The organism is Sphaerospermopsis sp. LEGE 08334 (assembly GCF_015207205.1).
Classification (GTDB): Bacteria; Cyanobacteriota; Cyanobacteriia; order Cyanobacteriales; family Nostocaceae; genus Sphaerospermopsis.
Genome location: NZ_JADEXH010000017.1, coordinates 15094 through 34364, shown reverse-complemented (window position 1 = coordinate 34364; position 19271 = coordinate 15094). Strand labels below are relative to the sequence as shown.

Genomic DNA, 19271 nt, shown 5'->3' with positions numbered 1-19271 from the left:
AACTGCAATACGCTGCTATGAATCCTCAGTTTCAAAGCAGCATTAACGCAGAAAGCTGCTAATTAACCACATCAAAATAAACGTCAGAACCGTAGAAAACTGATTTGCTGTAATATTGATCAAAGCTAGTTGCTGTAATACAGGTACTGCAATCAATCCCCCAGCTATTAAGCCAATAATAAGACTTGCCAGGGTAAACAAAACTGCTCGACCAAATTTATTTTCCTTGCGGTTGAGAAAATAAATACTGACTCCAACCCCAACCACCAATCCCAGTTGCAAAACCTGATCGCTGGCAGCAGGAACAAATAAACTAATAGCACTTAAACCCAGGAACCAAGCTCCTGGTGCGAGTACATCTGATAGACTCGGTTGATCCAATATTCGTTGCAGCCATGCAGGTGACTGCTTGAGAGGAGCCGGACTTTCTTTTTGTGGAGATGGAACTCGCATTTCTGGAAAGCGGATACGCTCTGGTACTTTAATTTTACCTTCTTGGCGCATTCGTAAGCGATCCATTAGAATCGCATCATAAGCTGATTCAATTGATTCCCGACCCTTGCTATCACCACCATGTTGCTCCAACAGGCGATTGCGAGCGTCCTGAATTTCATCAAAACTAGCATCTTCTGATACCCCAAGTTTTTGGTAGGGATTTTGATCGCTCATGGCAGTGTGTTACTTCAGCCCTAGTCAGCAGCAGTCTTTTGTTGAAGAAAAAACAACCTTAAGTTCTATGATAATCGAAACAGTGCTTTCGGCCGATTCTTATCCTCATAATCAGGATATTAGCACAGCTGAGTTTATTCGACTCAAGAATTTAAACCATAGTTACTTTAACATATTGCCATCAGAGACATCCATCAAAGGTTTTCAACCTATTTTCTGATAACCATATGGTATAAAATCGCATATTGATTTAAAATGAAACCGATTTAAATTGCTGTTTCACTAAGTACACACTATGCAAACTGAAACAGAAAGCTACAAATAGGGTCAAGAAAACCATACGGTAGATATAGTACATATTCTGAAATGCAGACCTGATACTCGTAAAATTAGTGTGTACATCTTTCATAATTGTAATTACAGTTTATTGGAACAATCAGGATACTCGTATCTACTCCTTGTAGATTTTTCAGTACAGCCAAAGTGGAAAATGCGTTTTTACGTAATAGCTCTGTTAATCATAATGAATTTTTGTGCAAAGTAATGGTCATGGCTCCTGCCAAGATTCTTGTAGTTGATGACGACCCCGCCGTTCGGAATTTAATTCAACGCTTTTTGATCAAACAGAATTATCAAGTAGAAGCTGCTGAAGATGGTAAGACTGCCCTCACCTTATTTGAGCAATTTAACCCAGACTTGGTAATTCTAGATGTAAACCTACCAGATACGATTGGTTTTAACCTGTGCCAAGAGATGCAAAGCCGAAATGGCGTTTTTGTCCTGATGCTCACCAGTCGCACAGATGAAACTGACAAAATTCGCGGTTTTTCCAAAGGTGCTGATGACTATCTCACCAAACCCTTTGGACTGGGAGAGCTAGAGGTCAGAGTAGCAGCAATTTTGAGGCGACAGCGGGTTGTTACCACCGCAGAACAAAAACGCCTCATTTTTGACAAACTCGTGATTGACCCAGTGCGGAGAGAAGTAACACTTAATGACGAACCAGTACCCTTGACCGCTTTGGAATTTGATTTGTTACATTTTTTAGCCAGTCATCCAGGTCGAGTTTGGCGGCGATCAGAACTTATACAAGAGGTTTGGGACTATGAATATGTAGGAGATCAGCGAGTTGTCGATGTTCACATCGGTCAAATTCGCAAAAAAATTGAAATTGATGCTATTCAACCAGCATTAATTCAGACTGTACGTGGTGTAGGTTACAAATTTGAATCTACTACCAATCCACAAAACGAATAACTCTAATGGTATTGCGTGTAGGGTGTCTGGTGTATTACATCACCATATCACCCTATCACCTACCTCTCACAGTGCTAATACTTAGGGTTTGCTGAAAAAGTCTTTTCTTAGAGACAGGGAACAGGGAATAGTTTCAAGAGTTGGATCAAAGAAATTTTTGTTCTTGATGAAACAAAGTTTCTAAATAAATACGAGCAGCTTGGCGATCGCTCTCTCCATTTTGTAGCAAAAACAACGATAACGCCGCAGTTAATACTCGGTTTTGATCCCAATCGGGATGGGTTTCTAAGTATTTGTTTAGGGATTCGTGGAGTGCTTCGGGAATCACTGTAAAGATACTAACTGTTGTGTTCATAAGATTTCCCTTCTATACGGTCTATCAAGAGATTTTGCTTGCATTTATCCGAATTTTGGATTTTGGATCGACCCACAAATAAATCAGGGATATACCATCAAGGAATTATTGGTCAAGTATTGTCACCAGCCATAAAATCCCCACTCATACCTGAGTTCACTGTGCAAAATTGATGCTCATATCGGAACGGAATAAAAAAGCAAGCCGAATCATTGTGCGCTCAGAGGGGGTGGGTTTGTCAATGCTGCGAAATGTTAAAAATCGGTAGTTAAAAAATAAATACTCACGAACTAATCAGGACTAGAGCTATATTTTTGTTACTTAATTTAATAAAAACTCAGTTGGTGATGTAGTTCAGTCATCAAAGCATAAAATCCCCAGTAAGCCAGCAAGGCTTTGTTAGTTCGTCAAGCATCTGTGGAAAACTGGCAAACTTCCTGTGGAAATTCTGTGGAACTAAAGAGGATAATAGCCGCAAATAATAAGAATTACAAAAATATCAAGGTTTAGTAACAATTTAGCTCAGTGTGACTTCGATTTGAGAGCCTTTCTTGCAGAACTAGCAACTTACGTTAATAAATGGGTCATTGGTCATTGGTCATTGGTCATTGGTCATTGGTAAAAACTCTTACCCAGTCCCCAGTCCCCAGTCCCTATTTCCGGCGTTCTTGTAATTTCCGATAAACAGCTTTTAAATCAACTTGATGATGTGCTAGAGCCACCAGGGTATGATAAAACAAATCTGCAACTTCTCCGGCGATCGCCTCAGCATCATCATCTTTGCAAGCCATAACAACCTCGGCGCTTTCCTCACCGATCTTTTTCAAAATCTTATTATCACCACCAGCCAATAATTTGCAGGTATAGGAATTTTCATGAGGATGATCACGGCGATCGCAAATTACCTGAAAAAGCTGAGATAACATATCTGCTGGAGGTGGTTGAACCTTACCATCAAACTGATGAAAACAACTGCGTTCCCCAGTGTGACAAGCAATATCTCCCAACTGCTCAACACCAATCAGTAAAGCATCACTATCACAATCATAACGAATACTTTGCACCTTCTGAATATGTCCAGAAGTAGCGCCCTTATGCCAAAACTCCTGACGGGAACGACTCCAAAACCAAGTTTCTCCAGTTTCCAAAGTCTTTTGCAGAGACTCCTGATTCATCCAGGCCATCATCAATACAGTACCATCTAGATAATCTTGGATAATCGCAGGTACTAAACCTTTGTCATCGTAACGGATTTTTTCCACAGGGATGGCAGATTGGAGCGTTAGCAGTTCAGGAGAAGACATACAAAAACTAGAGTAAGTTAACAATTATTAATCAATTGCAGATGCTAACAGGAGTTTAGCAGAAAGTGGTAATTGGTAATTGGTAATTGGTAATTGGTGATTGGGAAAAATATTACCCATTACCCATTACCCATTACCCATTACCCATTACCCATTACCCATTACCCATTTAGTCCTATCCTAATTAAAGAAGCTCAATTTAATTACCACCTATAGGAGATAACCTTGGTAAACACCACAATTAAAACCACAAAATCACAAGAAATCTTTACTGCTGCTCAAAATCTCATGCCAGGAGGCGTTAGTTCTCCCGTGCGTGCTTTTAAATCAGTTGGTGGACAACCTATAGTATTTGACCGCGTTAACGGAGCATATATTTGGGATGTAGACGGCAACAAATACATCGACTATGTGGGTACTTGGGGTCCTGCTATTTGTGGCCATGCCCATCCAGAAGTAATCAGCGCATTACACGCAGCTTTAGAAAAAGGTACTAGCTTTGGCGCTCCCTCCGTGCTAGAAAATGTCTTAGCAGAAATGGTGATTGATGCAGTTCCTAGCATCGAAATGGTAAGATTTGTTAACTCTGGAACAGAAGCCTGTATGGCCGTCCTCCGGTTGATGCGAGCTTTCACCAACCGCGAAAAAATCATTAAATTTGAAGGTTGCTATCACGGACACGCTGATATGTTCCTGGTTAAAGCCGGTTCTGGTGTAGCTACACTCGGTTTACCCGACTCCCCAGGAGTACCTAAATCTGCAACCAGAAGTACCTTAACTGCGCCTTACAATGATTTAGAAGCTGTCAAAGCTTTATTTGAAGAAAACCGTGATCAAATAGCTGGTGTTATTCTTGAACCTGTTGTTGGTAATGCAGGTTTTATTCCTCCCGATGCTGGTTTCTTGGAAGGTTTACGGGAACTTACCCACGAACATGGAGCTTTATTGGTATTTGATGAAGTGATGACAGGCTTCCGTATTGCTTACGGTGGCGCTCAAGAGAAGTTTGGCATCACTCCCGATTTAACCACAATGGGTAAAGTCATCGGTGGAGGCTTACCTGTGGGAGCTTATGGTGGTCGCCGCGATATCATGTCAATGATTGCCCCAGCCGGTCCTGTATATCAAGCTGGTACTCTTTCTGGAAATCCCTTAGCTATGACTGCGGGAATCAAAACCCTAGAATTACTACAAAAACCAGGCACTTATGAACAGCTAGAACGCATCACCAAAAAACTAGCTGATGGTTTGCTCAAAGTTGCTCAAGAAACAGGCCATGCAGCTTGTGGTGGTAGTATTAGCGCCATGTTTGGTTTATTTTTCACTAGTGGTCCAGTTCACAACTACGAAGATGCGAAAAAAGCTGATACAACCAAGTTTGGAAGATTCCATCGTGGGATGTTAGAGCGTGGTATTTACTTAGCACCATCTCAGTTTGAAGCTGGGTTTACTTCTTTAGCCCACACAGATGAAGATATTGAGCAAACGTTAGCCGCTGCAAAGGACGTGCTTTCTAGTCTCTAATTTCTGGGGATTGGGGATTAGTGATTGGTGATTGGGGACTGGGTAAAAACTAAATTCTTACTTTTGCCTTGTACCTATTCCCTGTTCCCTATTCCCTATTTTTTAACAACCACATCCTTTATGTCCACAACCTTTGACAGTTTGATGCCGATACAAAAAAGCTAACTAAGTAGTCGATATCGGCAATAGCTTTTGATAATTTACCATTTGCTAACATTAATGTAATAAGAGTCAAATTTTCTTACCTATTCGTCGTGCAGCGAGTTAAGAGTGCATGAGCTACTGCTTCAATCCTACTTGTCCCCAGCCCAAAAATTCGGCATCTAGCCAAAGGTGTCTATCTTGTGGCGATCAATTATTGTTGATCGGTAAATGTGGTCAATATCGAGCAATCAAACAGTTAGGTTTGGGAGGCTTCGGAGCAACGTTTTTAGCCCAGAATGAAGTCTTACCAGGAGAACCGAGTTGTGTCATCAAGCAACTACGTCCATCAGGAACAGCCCCACATATCTTGGAAATGGCACGGGACTTATTTGAAAGAGAAGCTAAAACCCTGGGTAAGATTGGCAATCATCCACAGATACCAAGACTACTAGACTATTTTGAACAGGAAAACCAATTTTACTTAGTTCAGGAATATATCAGTGGTGCTACTCTCCAACAGGAAGTGAAAAAAACTGGATGCTATAGCGAAGTGGGAGTGAAACAGTTTTTAAGTGAGATTCTGCCACTACTGCAATACATTCATGAGTTAAAAGTAATTCATCGTGATATTAAACCAGCTAATTTAATTCGTCGCTCTCAAGATGCTAGGCTGGTACTGATTGACTTTGGTGCTGTAAAAAACCAAGTTGGGCAAGTTGCGTCTAACCCATCAGGACAGACAGCGTTAACAGCCTATGCCATCGGTACTCCTGGTTTTGCGCCTCCTGAACAAATGGCTATGCGTCCAGTGTACGCCAGCGATATTTATGCGCTAGGTGTTACTTGCATTTATTTATTAACAGGGAAAACTCCTAAAGATTTGCCATATAATCCCACAACAGGAGAAATGTTGTGGGAACAGCTTGTAAATGTGAGTGGGCATTTCGCCAGCGTGTTAAAAAAAATGTTGGAAGTTTCCGTTCGCAATCGCTACCAGTCAGCCCCAGATGTACTGAGAGCGTTGGAGATGGAACCATATCTGGAAAGTTTAGCCAAGGGATTAATAGTTAAACCAGATATAAAGTCTGATACTGATATTAAAGAGCGAACTTATAATACCTCAGACAATTCTGCGGTTTTATTTAATGATTCGGTTTCCAGTAGCAATAATAGCAATAATGGTAATGGTCTATCTCAGGTTGCAGATGCAATTCGTGCTAGACGAGCTAAGTTAGGAGAAAATTCAGCATTACAGGCTGGACGAAGAGAGCGTAAGCAGTTGATATCCCAATCTCCCAATCTGCTTAATAGTAACAGCACTGGTTCTCAAGCTGAACGCAAATTAAGTTCCCAAACTTTGCTTACAGCTTATATGAAGGGAAGGCGGGATTTTGCCTCATACAACATCAGTTTGTTGAACCTACAAAGTGCAGATTTATCGGGAACTAATTTCCACAGCGCCCAACTCACAAAAACTAATCTTAAAGAAGCAAATCTGGAAAATAGTGACTTTGGTAGAGCTAATCTCAAAGAAGCAAATCTTAGGGATGCGAATTTAAGCAAAGCTTACTTGAGTCATGCAGATTTAGAAGGAGCAGACCTCAGAGGTGCAAACCTCAGCTATGCTTATATGAGTCAGGCTAATCTCAGAGGTGCTAATTTGTGTGGTGCTAATCTCACTGGTGCTAAGGTGACAGATGAGCAATTGGCATTAGCAAAAGTTAATTGGTTGACAGTGCGCCCTAATGGTAAACGAGGATTTTTATAAGGTTGTAGGGGAGTAGGGGAAGTAGGGGAAGCAGGGGGAGAATTACAAAAAATTACTGCGCTGTGGAAACACTATCCCTGATAAGTTAGTCTGTTGTTCAACAGCAGCAACATATTTTTTCATAACCTATGACTACCAAAGCTCAAGTTATTAATCCTCAGAATAAGTTAAAGCGTGTTGGTGTCAGCAGTGTCACTAAGATGTTAATGGGAATGTTTGCAGCTGTTCCCATAGCTCTAACCTTGCCAGCAGAGGCTTTAGAAGTACAAATTCTACCTGAAAAAGTGAAATTGGGAGATACAATTTCCGTATTAATTGAGCTTGAGCGTGAAGATAAACCTGGTATTCCTACGGTAACAGTCGGAGAACAAACATATCCAGCCTTTGAAATTGCTCCGAATAAATACCGTGCTTTTATTCCTACCACTCCATTAGAAAAAGCAGGAGTGAGAACGGTTACTGTGTCAGGAGAGGGACAACGACAGAGAAACTTAGCTGTGTTTGTGGGCGATCGCAACTTTCCCATCCAACGTATTAATTTACCCCCAGGAAAAGCCGGAGTTAAAGCAACAGAATATGAACTAGAACGAGTTAAAGAGTTTAAAGCCCTACAAACACCTGACAAATATTGGGACGGTGTTTTCCTGAGACCAAATCAAGGACGGATGACCACAACCTATGGTGTAAGGCGCTACTATAATGGTAAATTTGCCAATGATTACTACCATCGAGGACTGGACTACGCTGGTGCAGCAGGTTCAGCCGTAGTTGCCCCAGCAGCAGGAAAAGTGGCTTTAGTAGGTACAGTCTCCCAAGGTTTCATAGTTCATGGTAATGTAGTTGGCATTGACCACGGTCAAGGAGTAACCAGCATTTTCATGCACCTCAGTCGGATTAATGTCAAAGAAGGTGATATGGTCAAAGCTGGTCAACTAATTGGTGCAGTAGGTTCTACAGGTGCTTCTACAGGACCTCATCTACACTGGGGTTTATATGTAAATGGAAAATCTATTGATCCTTCATCTTGGAAAACAAAGATAATTGATTAGTAATTCTTAATTAATAATTCATAATTCATAATTAAAGATCCAATTATGAATTATGAATGATAAATTCTGAACTATAAATACTATGGCTAAAATTTAGCCGTGAGCTAGTCCTAAGCTGGCGATTTTCTAGACAAAGCTATACTTATGTAGACAAAAATCAATTTCTCTTGAGTTAAAAAATCAACTATCTTGATATATAATCCTGGGATATCCAGTATTGAATTAAGACTATTGCCGACGCGAAAACCAAGCAATGATAGTGGTAGTCTTTTTGAAAATCTTAACTGCCCTTCGGGCGAGGCAAAAGGCAGGGGGCAGGAGGATGGAGAATTTTGAATTAAGAATAAAGCCTTTTTGACTCGCCCATTTGGGTTTAAGTCCCCCGCCATAATCTGGTGATTTGGCAGTCTATGATTGGAGGTGGGTTGAAAATCCCCTATAATCGGCCTCCAGCAAAACTGCCTTTCAACTCCTGCCTCCTTTCACACCAGAAAGATCGCGTTGGGCTACAGCGTGCAAGTCTACGGAGGGATAACCGCTCCCATGCTCCCGTTGAAGTAGAAAGTAAAGTCTAGCTTTGTCTAGGTTTTATATAGCAGAATTATGAGTATTGAAAAAATTGTTGAACAAGCTCTCCAAGCCTGAATTCTTCCCAGAAGGTCAAGCTTTAGGTAAAACTACGGGGAATGAACTTCTCCGCCAAGTCAGTACCTTACTTCAAGTTTACGCACCTAATTTTGAGCAAAACTCACAAGAAAAATAGGGGACTGGGGACTGGGGACTGGTGATTCTATTTTGGATTTTGGATTTTGGATTTTGGATTGTATTTCATGAATCCAATCTAAAATCTAAAATCTAAAATCTAAAATTCTCCTGACTCCTGCCTCCTGACCACTGCTATTTTAGTCGCGCACTAATACTGGTGTGCCTAAATCTACTTGCTCATATAACATTCGCACATCAGGGTTACGCATTCTCAAGCAACCATGAGACACGGCTGCACCTATTAAATCAGTATCAGGTGTACCATGAAAGCCAATTTCGTTTCTGCCATCTGACCAAAAACCAATCCATCTGTCTCCTAAAGGACTATCAGTACCAGCTTCATATATTTTCCCTGTAATTGGATGCTTCCAAATTGGATGATGTTCCTTATGTATGACTTGAAAATTACCTGTGGGCGTTTCCCAACCTTTTTTACCGATAGCAATGGGGTAACTAGCTATAACTTGGTCATAGCGGTAAACATAAACCCGGCGATCGCTTAAATCAACCACCACTTCTATCTGAGTAGATTGAGAACCTTGAACAGACGTGGACTCATCCACACCGCGAAAGAAAAAGCCCTTTGGTTTGCTGTTTGTCTTCTGCTTCTCGATCTGTTCTGGAAACACCAACTTTGTATTTTTTGGTGTATCCGCAGCACTAGCTACATATTTTTTCCCAGCAGTAGAATTTGATGGAGAAGAGGGAAAAGACGCGCCGAAAGCGGTTTCCCCAATGCTAATACCTGGAGAAATATTTTTACTAGAGTCAGTCGGGGAAGTAGAATTTTTCCTTAATGTAGTGGATACCGACGGATTTAACTGGGCTGTTGTTCTCATACTGTGCCAATGGACAGCCAGAGATAAAATTGCTGTGCCAAAACAGAGGAACATTACCATCCGTGCTACAGATTCATTTCTTGCCATTGCCATTGCTTATTGTGTATCCCTGACATATCTGGCTCATTAAAATTAATTATGGACTGCCAACAGCAGCCAATTAGCAAAGAATTTATCAATAATTATCAGTTATCTCATTACCCTGACAATATCTTTATGATTTAGGAGTTTTAGGAGTCAGAATAATTTTAGATTTTAGATTTTAGATTGGAGTTGACAGAAACAATCCAAAATCCAAAATCCTTTCATTGTATCCCCAGTCCCCAGTCCCAATTGTCAAGGGGTAGTAGTCAGTTGTTCAAGTGAATACATCTTACTGATTTTTTGCCCTATACCCAAGACTCGGCATTGTAGACTCAAGACTTTTTTTATAATTCCTGATTTATATTTCCGTGTTGATCTCATAAATCCGTCACTTAACCCAGGAACATCTCTCTAATTATCTAGTCTAATAGGAGGGGATGATTTACAGCCAGTACGATCTATGAGTCAATCGATTACTGTATCCTGGTCAACTGTTGATGCCAATTATTCACAAGCATCGGTGCAAGTTGACAAACTCTCAAACCACGATATTATTTTACGCTGTCAAGCAGGACTGCGCCCAGATAAAGCTGCCTTTGCAGAACTGTTGCGGCGCTATCAGACTCAAGTCGATAGGGTTTTATACCATCTGGCTCCTGATTGGTCTGACAGAGCCGACTTGGCTCAGGAAGTGTGGATTCGAGTCTATCGGAATATTAACCGCTTACAAGACCCTGCTAAATTTCGGGGTTGGTTAAGCCGTATTGCTACTAACTTGTTTTATGACGAGTTGCGTAAACGCAAACGGGTTGTTAGCCCCCTGTCATTGGATGCTCCCCGCTCGGTAGACGACGGCGAGATGGATTGGGAAATTGCTGGTGATACACCAGGACCAGAGGAAGAACTCACTACTAGAGAATTTTACGAACAACTGCGAGATGCGATCGCCGATTTACCAGAGGTGTTCCGTACTACAATTGTCCTGAGAGAAATCGAAGGATTACCCTATGAAGAAATTGCCGAAATTACCGGCGTTTCTCTAGGAACTGTAAAATCGAGAATAGCTAGGGCTAGATCCAGATTGCAAACACAGTTGCAAAGTTATCTAGATGGTTAAGTAAATTTACAACATCTTTCCTTAATTCAATGGTAGAATTTTAAAAGATCAAGAACTGTGGTGAAATCTCAATTTTTTTCTGCCATTTGGAAGTAAAATTGCTTAAATTCTCAAATTTATCCGCTGTGTTTACCCGTGTATGACTTGGTAAAAACGTTAAAATGAATACTGATTCTCAGTTTGATGACCGTTCCCCCTCCCAATTCCCTAGTGATGTAGCAAATGGAATGGCTAAATATACCAATGAATCAACGGGTACTAAGGATATGGAGAAACATGATTGCCGACAACACAACGAAACTGACCGCTTTGAGTTATTAAGTGCTTACCTAGATGGCGAAGTTACCGCTGCCGAACGTAAGCAAGTAGAGCAATGGCTGTCCACAGATGAATCAGTTAAGTGTCTGTATGCACGACTGTTAAAACTGCGGCAAGGTGTAAGAACCATGCCCATACCAGCATCTGCACAGCCTCCAGAAGCTACATTCCAGCGAGTCTGGAAACGCTTGAGCTACCGTTACCAACTAGGTTGGATGTTTGGAGGGGCTGCTGTAGCTGCTTGTATCATTGGCTCAATATCTGGTTTCATACCTGGTAATACATCCAAGTTGCAACTGGCACAACAGAAAATACAGCCAATAACGGTAACAACACAGCCAGCAGTTCCTACCTCACCGTTAATGGTAGCTTTGAATAACCCAGTGATTGAAATTCCCAAAACGGCGGTAGCTTCTCCGAAAAAGCCAGTTAATCAGTCAAAAACTTTAGAAAAAGGCACGGAATTAGATATTAACTAATTAGAGGTGACAGGTGACAGGTAACAGGTGACAGGTGACAGTTTAAAAGATTTGACTTTAACTGAAACTGATCCAACAGCCGTCCATCTGAGGAATACCACTGAGTTTATCAACTCTTTCTAGTGTCATTAAGTACACCCAAGCCCAACCTAAAGACAAGCCATCTAAATCAAAAATCTCGATAGATTGGCGATTGTAAAGATTTTTTGACATTGGTCTGGTAGACTCGTAATCTTCTAAATCATCCAATGCTGGTAAAATCTGGGAGTCTGGGAAAGACAGTAAATAGCCATAAACTTTGCCATCTCCCAGAGTCATTGCTGGATAAACCATTGGTAAATTAAATAGTTTACCTGATGCGATCGCTTGTTTTGCTGCTATCACATAATTTTCACATAGGTAATAATTTGATTCACCAGGTTTTAAAGTACCATACACAAAAACGTTAATCACTGTGATTTCTCAGGTACAGTAATTTTTATAATTATCCTATAGCAAGATACCTAGTTTTTGGGTTTCGGTTAGTTAGTATTATTAGTACCAAAAATTGCGATTCAGAGTTCATCATCGTTTCTTTAGGGGTATTATCTAGAAAATTTCTGTATAATCCATAGTTAGAGAGAGTTTAAAAATAAAAGCACTGCAAGATAACTACTGGATGACTGAAATGTTCTACGGTTGAGCCATCACTTTATTTTCATGAAAAAACGTAGCGGAAATTTCAACCCCAAACGCAAAATGTGTAATTTGGAGGAATGTGATTTTCAACACCTTTCAGACCTGGCATCAAAAGTGCAGTATGGCGGAAATCCCGAACATAAAAAGAATCCAGGTGATTTCAATCTTACGCCCCCTAGTTCTCCTAGATCAGCTAAATCACTTTGTGACTCCGTTAAGGTTTTCACCAGAAAGGAAGCTCTAGCTGTGCTGAGAAAAGGCATTAAAAATGGATTAGTTAGCGATCGCTTTATAGGTCAGTGTCCAAAAAATGTTTGGTCTATCATGGATGATGAGACTCCACTAGAAGCACAGCTTGAGTCGTCTGAGCAAGGATCGTATCATGGTTATCCTATGCCAAAGGAAGATCCTTTCTGTGAAGAGGTCATTAAGCAATGGAGGATTCGGAGTGAAAAAGCTCAGTCTTAATTTTAACTGGTTGCCCAGAGGAAATGATTTGCCCGAAATTCATCAGACTATGGGTATGTTTAGTTTGCAAGCAGGAGAAGTAAATTTAACTGAAAACAAGAGTATTTGGTCTCAAGAGATTTACCCTAGCGTTCTGGTTTCTGCCTATCCGCTTGCATCGTGGATGGCCTCCTCATGGTGGAGATTACTTTTCGAGCCTCTTCCACCCCCAGGAATTAAACCCTCAGTTGATTGGAGAATGGCGCATGAACTAACTGCATCCAATCAAGGGTTTATTTGGCCAAGGGTCATATTCGCTTCTGATACTGAATCTATGCAAATATGGGCTACTCCATCGAATCCTAGTGATAAACAGTCAGTTAGATACATAAATGGTCTTGATCGCCCAATCTCAGAAAACTTCCTTGAATTTGATAGCATAGCAACAGCATTCATAGAGTCTGTTATATCCCATCTTCATGAAACAGGAGTTCATGCCACGTCCTTAGCTCACCTTTGGGAAGAAGTTCAGGAAGAACGATCTGACCCGTATTCAACAATGTACCGTCGTCGTGAAGCTGAATTAGGCTTTGATCCCGATGAATGCCCCGATGATATCGTCAAAGATGCTCTTGATTTGGCTGAACAAATGGGAAATGAAACGCTTTCTGAACTAGCTCCCACTTGCGGCAAAGAATCATCAGAAAGTAAACCTTTCAGGGCAATTAGAGAACTGATAGAATCCACTGGACTCAAAGGAAAACCAATTAATTGGAGTAATTTGCCTGTAAATCAAGAGACAGCAAAAGTGCCTTGGCAACGAGCAAAGGAAGTTGCATCTTTTGTGCGTAAGGAGATTGACAACGAGGAACAACCCCTAACAAACAAAATCCTTTCCGATTTGCTTGGTATAAAGGAATCTGAATATGACGACTGGCAGCCTCAAAAGAAACGACAACCTATTTCAGTTGCAGTCCCATTAGGTAACAATGGGTTTCACTATCATCCGAGAAAAAGCCATCCACTTGCCAAAAGATTTGAATTTGCCAGGCTTATTGGTGATTATTTGCTTTATGGCAACGGTGGGAAATCATGGCTTGCCAGCACTGACATCAGAACATCAAGACAAAAATATCAGCGTGCTTTTGCAGCAGAGCTTCTTTGTCCCCTCGATAGCTTGCAGGCTTATTTGAATAATGACTACTCAGAGTCTGCGATAGAAGAAGCATCCGAATATTTTATGGTGAGTCAACAAACAATCGAAACAATCCTTACTAATAACGGCTTAATTTTACCCTCACATCGAGTCAATGATTTAGAACTTAGTGTTCCCTATTAAGTTTATTTTTAACCAGTACATCTGAGCAATTATATAGCAAACAATTGCTACTACACTGAGTTTCTATCAATAAGCCTCAAATGCTGATCAAATAAGAATTTTTTTGTAGGTGTTTTCTCATGTTTGGGGTATGACAGCTATGTCAATTTTGCTAATTACTCACTGAGTCTTGCATAAAAATTTTTCAGTTTGAGTTTTTGAACTTGTACTGCTGATGAGTTTTTGGAAGATAGAAAGCGATTGGCTGAATGACTTCAGGACAACTCTATATTATGCCACAATAGCGAAACTAGGAAAAATATTAGGAGTTTTTAGTTGTGGAGTCCACCCCAAAAGCATCATACACCCCAGCCGCAATTGAAGAAAAATGGCAACAAACATGGTTAGAATTAGGCTTAGATAAAACACCTCAAGACAAAAACAAGCCTAAATTCTACGCGCTTTCCATGTTCCCCTACCCATCCGGTAGCTTGCACATGGGTCACGTCCGTAACTACACCATTACAGACGTAATCGCCCGCTTTAAACAAATGCGAGGGTATAGAGTATTACATCCAATGGGTTGGGATGCCTTTGGATTACCCGCAGAAAACGCCGCCATTGATCGGGGTGTACCTCCTGCCCAATGGACATATAAAAATATAGACCAGATGAAACAGCAATTAAAACGTCTGGGTTTATCCTTAGATTGGGATGCAGAATTGGCTACCTGTTCTCCCGATTATTATAAATGGACACAGTGGATATTTTTGCAATTTTTAGAAGCGGGTTTAGCTTATCAAAAAGAAGCGGCTGTAAATTGGGACCCCATTGATCAAACCGTACTAGCTAACGAACAGGTAGACAGTGAAGGACGTTCTTGGCGTAGTGGAGCAATAGTAGAACGTAAATTATTGCGTCAATGGTTTTTAAAGATTACCGATTATGCCGAAGAATTATTAAATGATTTGGATAAATTACCTGGTTGGCCAGAACGAGTTAAAGTAATGCAAGCTAACTGGATAGGTAAATCCACTGGTGCATATTTAGAATTTCCCATAGTCGGCTTAGATGAAAAAATCGCCGTTTATACCACCCGTCCCGACACCGTTTATGGCGTGAGTTACGTTGTATTAGCCCCAGAACACCCTTTAACTCAAGTTGTCACCACGTCAGACCAAAAAGCGGACGTAGAGGCTTTTATCAAGGAAGTTACTAACCAAAGCGAATTAGAAAGAACCGCAGAAGACAAACCAAAACGGGGTATACCCACCGGGGGGAAAGCTATCAACCCCTTCACCGGGGAAGAAGTACCCATTTGGATTGCAGATTATGTACTGTATGAATATGGTACTGGTGCGGTGATGGGAGTACCTGCCCATGATGTGCGAGATTTCAAATTTGCAAAGGAACAGAATTTAGCGGTTAAAGTTGTCATTGTTCCCGAAATTGGCGCAGATGAAAATTTAAAAGCAGCTTATACAGAACCGGGAATTTTAGTTAATTCCGGTGAGTTTAATGGCATAAATTCAGTAGATGCGAAAAAGGCAATTACTGACTATGCAGAAAAGCATGGTTTTGGTAAAGAAAGGGTACAATATCGCTTGCGAGATTGGTTAATTTCTCGTCAACGTTATTGGGGCGCACCTATTCCTGTTATTCATTGTCCTGAATGTGGAATTGTACCAGTACCAGAAAAAGATTTACCTGTACAATTGCCAGAAGAAATTGAATTAAGTGGCCGTGGTGGTTCACCTTTAGGACAATTAGAAAGTTGGGTAAATGTTCCTTGTCCCAGTTGCGGTACTCCAGCAAAAAGAGAAACCGACACGATGGATACTTTTATTGATTCTTCTTGGTATTTCTTGCGGTTTACTGATGCCACAAATGCAGAGAAAATATTTGATGGTGGTAGGGTAAATGATTGGATGCCGGTAGATCAATATGTGGGAGGAATTGAACACGCAATTTTACATTTGTTGTATTCTCGTTTCTTTACCAAAGTATTAAGAGATAGAGGTTTACTGAATTTTGATGAACCATTTCAAAAGTTATTAACTCAGGGAATGGTACAGGGTTTAACTTACATGAACCCGAAAAAAAGCGGTAAGGATAAATGGATTCCTTCTCATTTAGTTGATGTTAATAATCCTGTTGATCCGCAAACTGGAGAACCTTTAGAAAAGGTTTATGCTACCATGTCTAAATCTAAAGGAAATGGTGTAGCACCGGAAGATGTGATTAATAAATATGGCATTGATACAGCGCGGATGTTCATTTTATTTAAAGCACCTCCAGAGAAAGATTTAGAATGGGATGAAGCTGATGTTGAGGGGCAATTTAGATTTTTAAATCGGGTTTGGCGGTTGGTTACTGATTACGCTGCGGCGGGAGTTTGTAAGCAAAAAGCTGATTTGGAGAAGTTAAGTAAAGAGGAAAAAGATGTACGGAGAGCGATTCATTTAGCGATTCAAGCAATTACGGAAGATGTGCAGGAAGAATATCAATTTAATACTGCTATTTCGGAATTGATGAAGTTAAGTAATGCGTTGACTGATGCTAAGTGTAATAATTCGCCAATTTATGCGGAAGGGATTCAAACTTTGGTGATTATGTTAGCGCCTTTCGCGCCCCATATTGCTGATGAATTATGGCATTTGTTGGGGAATAAGGGGACGGTACATACTCAAGTTTGGCCGAGTTTTGATCCTGCGGCGTTGATAGCTGATGAGATTACTTTGGTAATTCAAATTATGGGTAAAACTCGCGGTGCTATTCAAGTTCCTTCGCAGTTAGATAAAGCTGAGTTGGAAAAATATGCGCGGGAGTCTGAGGTGGCGAAGCGTTATATTGAAGGTAAGGAAGTTAAGAAGGTGATTGTTGTTCCTGGTAAGTTGGTGAATTTCGTTTTGGGTTAGGTTTTTAGTTTGTAGGTTGGGTTAAATGAAATGCAACCCAACACATTTATTATTGTTGGTTGATGTTGGGTTTTCTCAACCCAACCTACAGACTACGTACCTCGGCTCAATATCTAGAAATTATTAATTGTTAATTTGATTTAGCAATACGGGTATCCTGGAGTTAGAGACTTCAGGATATTTTTTATGCTTAACAAGATTTTAGCAGCTACTCCGGCGATCGCGCTATCAGTGTTTTCTAGCATTCCAGGATTAGCACTTCCAGCGGAGATACCAATGCCAACAGAAGTGCAATTCCTCCGCTACGAAATGGACTTAGCTTCATTCTTTATGAGCGAAAGTACCATATTGAACACGGGAGCTTATGCAAGAAAAACAAAGAGGGAAAGGCGACGTGATGGATATATCGCTTGTGTATTATTGCAGGAATATGCCGTTGTTGATCATTTTTATTTTGTGTTCTCTGCAATTTACAAAAACCACCAAGGTGACGACAAAAGACTTGCAGAAGAAGTAGCGTATGCTCTTGGTGTAACAACTTCCGCTGTTGACAATATCTGCATCCAACACAGGGCAGAATTGATGGACTGGTTTGCTAAATACAAGGCATCAAGAGGGCAAAAATAGCAATATTTGTAGCGAACTGCAAACAAGGCATTTTTGAAACCACATTATTTGCAAATAAAAATATTCACAAAACCACATTATTTGCAAATAAGACTAAATGAAACTGCAAACAACGGCTTTGAAACCACATTAACTGCAAATAGCCTGAAACGCTTATCATGTATGGATTTGGGCTTAATAACCACATTGGGGATGAAAGTTCGTAGGCTGGGTTAAATGAAATGCAACCCAACACATTTATTATTATTGGTTGATGTTGGGTTTCCTCACGTCAACCCAACCTATGGAGTGATTGAAGCACGAAGACACGAAGGAAGAAAGAAGAAAATAAGATAAGTAATTTTAGACTGGGAAGATAGTATAATAGGACTTTACAGTTAACACAATATTTTTTACTTATGCACATACAAAGAGTCCAAGTACCTGACTTTCGAGCTTTAGAAAATGTAGATATTACTTTTGAGAAGGAATTTATTCCGCGTATTTTTCCCCTTGGTAGTCAAAATGGAGGGGGTAAAAGTACATTGTTACAGTTGATTTTTGTTTTGTTGCACTGTGCTGGTAATCCTGATAGAGTAGGGTTTATACCAAATTTACTTTATAGTTTTCAGGTTAATGATGAATCAGGAAAAAGGACTTTAGCTATTATTGATATTTGGGATGGCAGTAAAACTATTAGACTTGATTTCTTTGTTTGTAATGAAAGTTATATATTGAATTTTATAAGAGTTTATAATGAAGCTGATGCCGCTAAATATGAAACATTATCTGTTATTAATAGTAATCAAACAGAACTATCCACAAATCAAAAATCTTTACTAAATGATTTCTTAAAAAGAAATAAATTATTGCTTATTTCCGCTCACAAAAACATCTCTATAAATAACCAATTAAAAGAAGAAGCTCTAGTATGTAAAATTGACGGTATTGATATAAATGAAGGAAATGAGTTTTTAATAACCATCTCAAACCAAATATTCCTAGCTGCTCATATTTCACAAATATTCTTATTTTTACAACCAAATAATAGAAAATCTCTATTTAAAAAACAGGAAAACAATCAAACCAACTATTACCAAATAATTAAAACAGCTAATTCTAAACTACCTGGATTTTTTACCTATGATTTTCTAGCCATAGATATCCTGATTGAAGCATTCAAAAAAGCACGGGATGAAGATTTTAAACAAGCTGTAGAGCAAGGAGGAAATTATGGTAATAATTATGTAAAACTATTAGCTGAACTCAATAATCTTTTAACTAATAAAAAAATTAATGTCCAACCTGATTTATCGGGAATTAATTTTAAAATTGATGGTGATGATACAGAACTTTATCCAGAAGATTTAAGTCATGGAGAATTAAAAAGATTATGTATTTATATGTGGTTAAAATATAATAATATAAAAGATGCAATTGTCCTTATGGATGAATTAGAAATATCATTTCATCCAGATTGGCAATATCAAATAGTTAGAGATTTGGAAGAATGGGGTGCGACTAATCAATATATTTTAGCTACCCACTCTTATGAAATTTGTCAAGCAGTTACACCTGCTCATGTTAAAGAATTAGAACCAAAATTACCATCAAAAACTATTTAATAAGCCG

The 19271-nt window shown here is 39.8% G+C and carries 16 protein-coding genes and 1 pseudogene; 12 read left to right on the top strand and 5 right to left on the bottom strand.

Annotation, left to right across the window (positions count from 1 at the left end; genetic code table 11):
* Nucleotides 1-42 precede the first annotated feature (42 nt).
* On the bottom strand, nt 43-669 hold the full coding sequence (locus IQ237_RS11395; RefSeq protein WP_194055178.1) for a CPP1-like family protein: 627 nt from the start codon (nt 667-669) through the stop codon (nt 43-45).
* Between the two features lie 549 nt (nt 670-1218).
* On the opposite strand from IQ237_RS11395, the gene IQ237_RS11390 reads away from it, so the two are divergent.
* Nucleotides 1219-1926 (top strand): response regulator transcription factor, encoded by a 708-nt coding sequence (locus IQ237_RS11390; RefSeq protein WP_194055176.1) that lies wholly within the window; start codon nt 1219-1221, stop codon nt 1924-1926.
* A gap of 145 nt (nt 1927-2071) precedes the next feature.
* Here the strand turns inward: IQ237_RS11390 and IQ237_RS11385 are convergent, their stop codons facing one another.
* Complete coding sequence (locus tag IQ237_RS11385; RefSeq protein ID WP_194055174.1) at nt 2072-2281, bottom strand: DUF2811 domain-containing protein; 210 nt, start codon at nt 2279-2281, stop codon at nt 2072-2074.
* Between the two features lie 653 nt (nt 2282-2934).
* Nucleotides 2935-3585, bottom strand: a complete 651-nt coding sequence (gene hisIE, locus IQ237_RS11380; protein WP_194055173.1) for a bifunctional phosphoribosyl-AMP cyclohydrolase/phosphoribosyl-ATP diphosphatase HisIE — start codon at nt 3583-3585, stop codon at nt 2935-2937.
* A gap of 225 nt (nt 3586-3810) precedes the next feature.
* Here hisIE and hemL point away from each other — a divergent pair, with 225 nt between their 5' ends.
* The 4 genes and pseudogenes from hemL to IQ237_RS26255 all read left to right on the top strand — a co-directional run.
* Nucleotides 3811-5109, top strand: a complete 1299-nt coding sequence (gene hemL, locus IQ237_RS11375; RefSeq protein ID WP_194055171.1) for a glutamate-1-semialdehyde 2,1-aminomutase — start codon at nt 3811-3813, stop codon at nt 5107-5109.
* 274 nt (nt 5110-5383) lie between these two features.
* Complete coding sequence (locus tag IQ237_RS11370; RefSeq protein ID WP_194055169.1) at nt 5384-7021, top strand: serine/threonine-protein kinase; 1638 nt, start codon at nt 5384-5386, stop codon at nt 7019-7021.
* 128 nt (nt 7022-7149) lie between these two features.
* Nucleotides 7150-8070, top strand: coding sequence for a M23 family metallopeptidase (locus IQ237_RS11365; protein WP_194055167.1), 921 nt, complete (start codon nt 7150-7152; stop codon nt 8068-8070).
* Between the two features lie 631 nt (nt 8071-8701).
* Nucleotides 8702-8833 (top strand): annotated as a pseudogene (locus IQ237_RS26255) (competence protein ComFB); the annotation flags it as partial.
* 139 nt (nt 8834-8972) lie between these two features.
* Here IQ237_RS26255 and IQ237_RS11360 read toward each other — a convergent pair.
* Nucleotides 8973-9767: a L,D-transpeptidase gene (locus IQ237_RS11360; RefSeq protein ID WP_194055165.1), complete on the bottom strand. Its 795-nt coding sequence runs from the start codon at nt 9765-9767 to the stop codon at nt 8973-8975.
* A gap of 451 nt (nt 9768-10218) precedes the next feature.
* Here IQ237_RS11360 and IQ237_RS11355 point away from each other — a divergent pair, with 451 nt between their 5' ends.
* Together IQ237_RS11355 and IQ237_RS11350 are read left to right on the top strand one after the other, a co-directional pair.
* A complete protein-coding gene (locus IQ237_RS11355; protein WP_194055163.1) occupies nt 10219-10875 on the top strand; it encodes a sigma-70 family RNA polymerase sigma factor in 657 nt (218 codons plus the stop codon).
* A 161-nt stretch (nt 10876-11036) separates the two neighbouring features.
* Entirely contained in the window at nt 11037-11672 is a 636-nt protein-coding gene (locus IQ237_RS11350) for an anti-sigma factor (RefSeq protein ID WP_194055161.1), read from the top strand.
* A 57-nt stretch (nt 11673-11729) separates the two neighbouring features.
* Here the strand turns inward: IQ237_RS11350 and IQ237_RS11345 are convergent, their stop codons facing one another.
* Entirely contained in the window at nt 11730-12125 is a 396-nt protein-coding gene (locus IQ237_RS11345) for a gamma-glutamylcyclotransferase (protein ID WP_309225753.1), read from the bottom strand.
* A 246-nt stretch (nt 12126-12371) separates the two neighbouring features.
* Between IQ237_RS11345 and IQ237_RS11340 the strand changes: the two genes are divergently transcribed.
* The 5 genes from IQ237_RS11340 (at nt 12372) to IQ237_RS11320 (ending at nt 19264) form a co-directional block, all read left to right on the top strand.
* On the top strand, nt 12372-12818 hold the full coding sequence (locus IQ237_RS11340; protein WP_194055159.1) for a hypothetical protein: 447 nt from the start codon (nt 12372-12374) through the stop codon (nt 12816-12818).
* On the top strand, nt 12799-14136 hold the full coding sequence (locus tag IQ237_RS11335) for an ImmA/IrrE family metallo-endopeptidase (protein ID WP_194055157.1): 1338 nt from the start codon (nt 12799-12801) through the stop codon (nt 14134-14136). Before IQ237_RS11340 ends, IQ237_RS11335 begins: the two co-directional genes overlap by 20 nt.
* Before the next feature lie 317 nt (nt 14137-14453).
* Entirely contained in the window at nt 14454-17033 is a 2580-nt protein-coding gene (gene leuS / locus IQ237_RS11330) for a leucine--tRNA ligase (protein ID WP_194055155.1), read from the top strand.
* A 186-nt stretch (nt 17034-17219) separates the two neighbouring features.
* Nucleotides 17220-17660, top strand: a complete 441-nt coding sequence (locus IQ237_RS11325) for a hypothetical protein (protein ID WP_194055153.1) — start codon at nt 17220-17222, stop codon at nt 17658-17660.
* 398 nt (nt 17661-18058) lie between these two features.
* Complete coding sequence (locus tag IQ237_RS11320) at nt 18059-19264, top strand: AAA family ATPase (RefSeq protein ID WP_194055151.1); 1206 nt, start codon at nt 18059-18061, stop codon at nt 19262-19264.
* Nucleotides 19265-19271 lie beyond the last annotated feature (7 nt).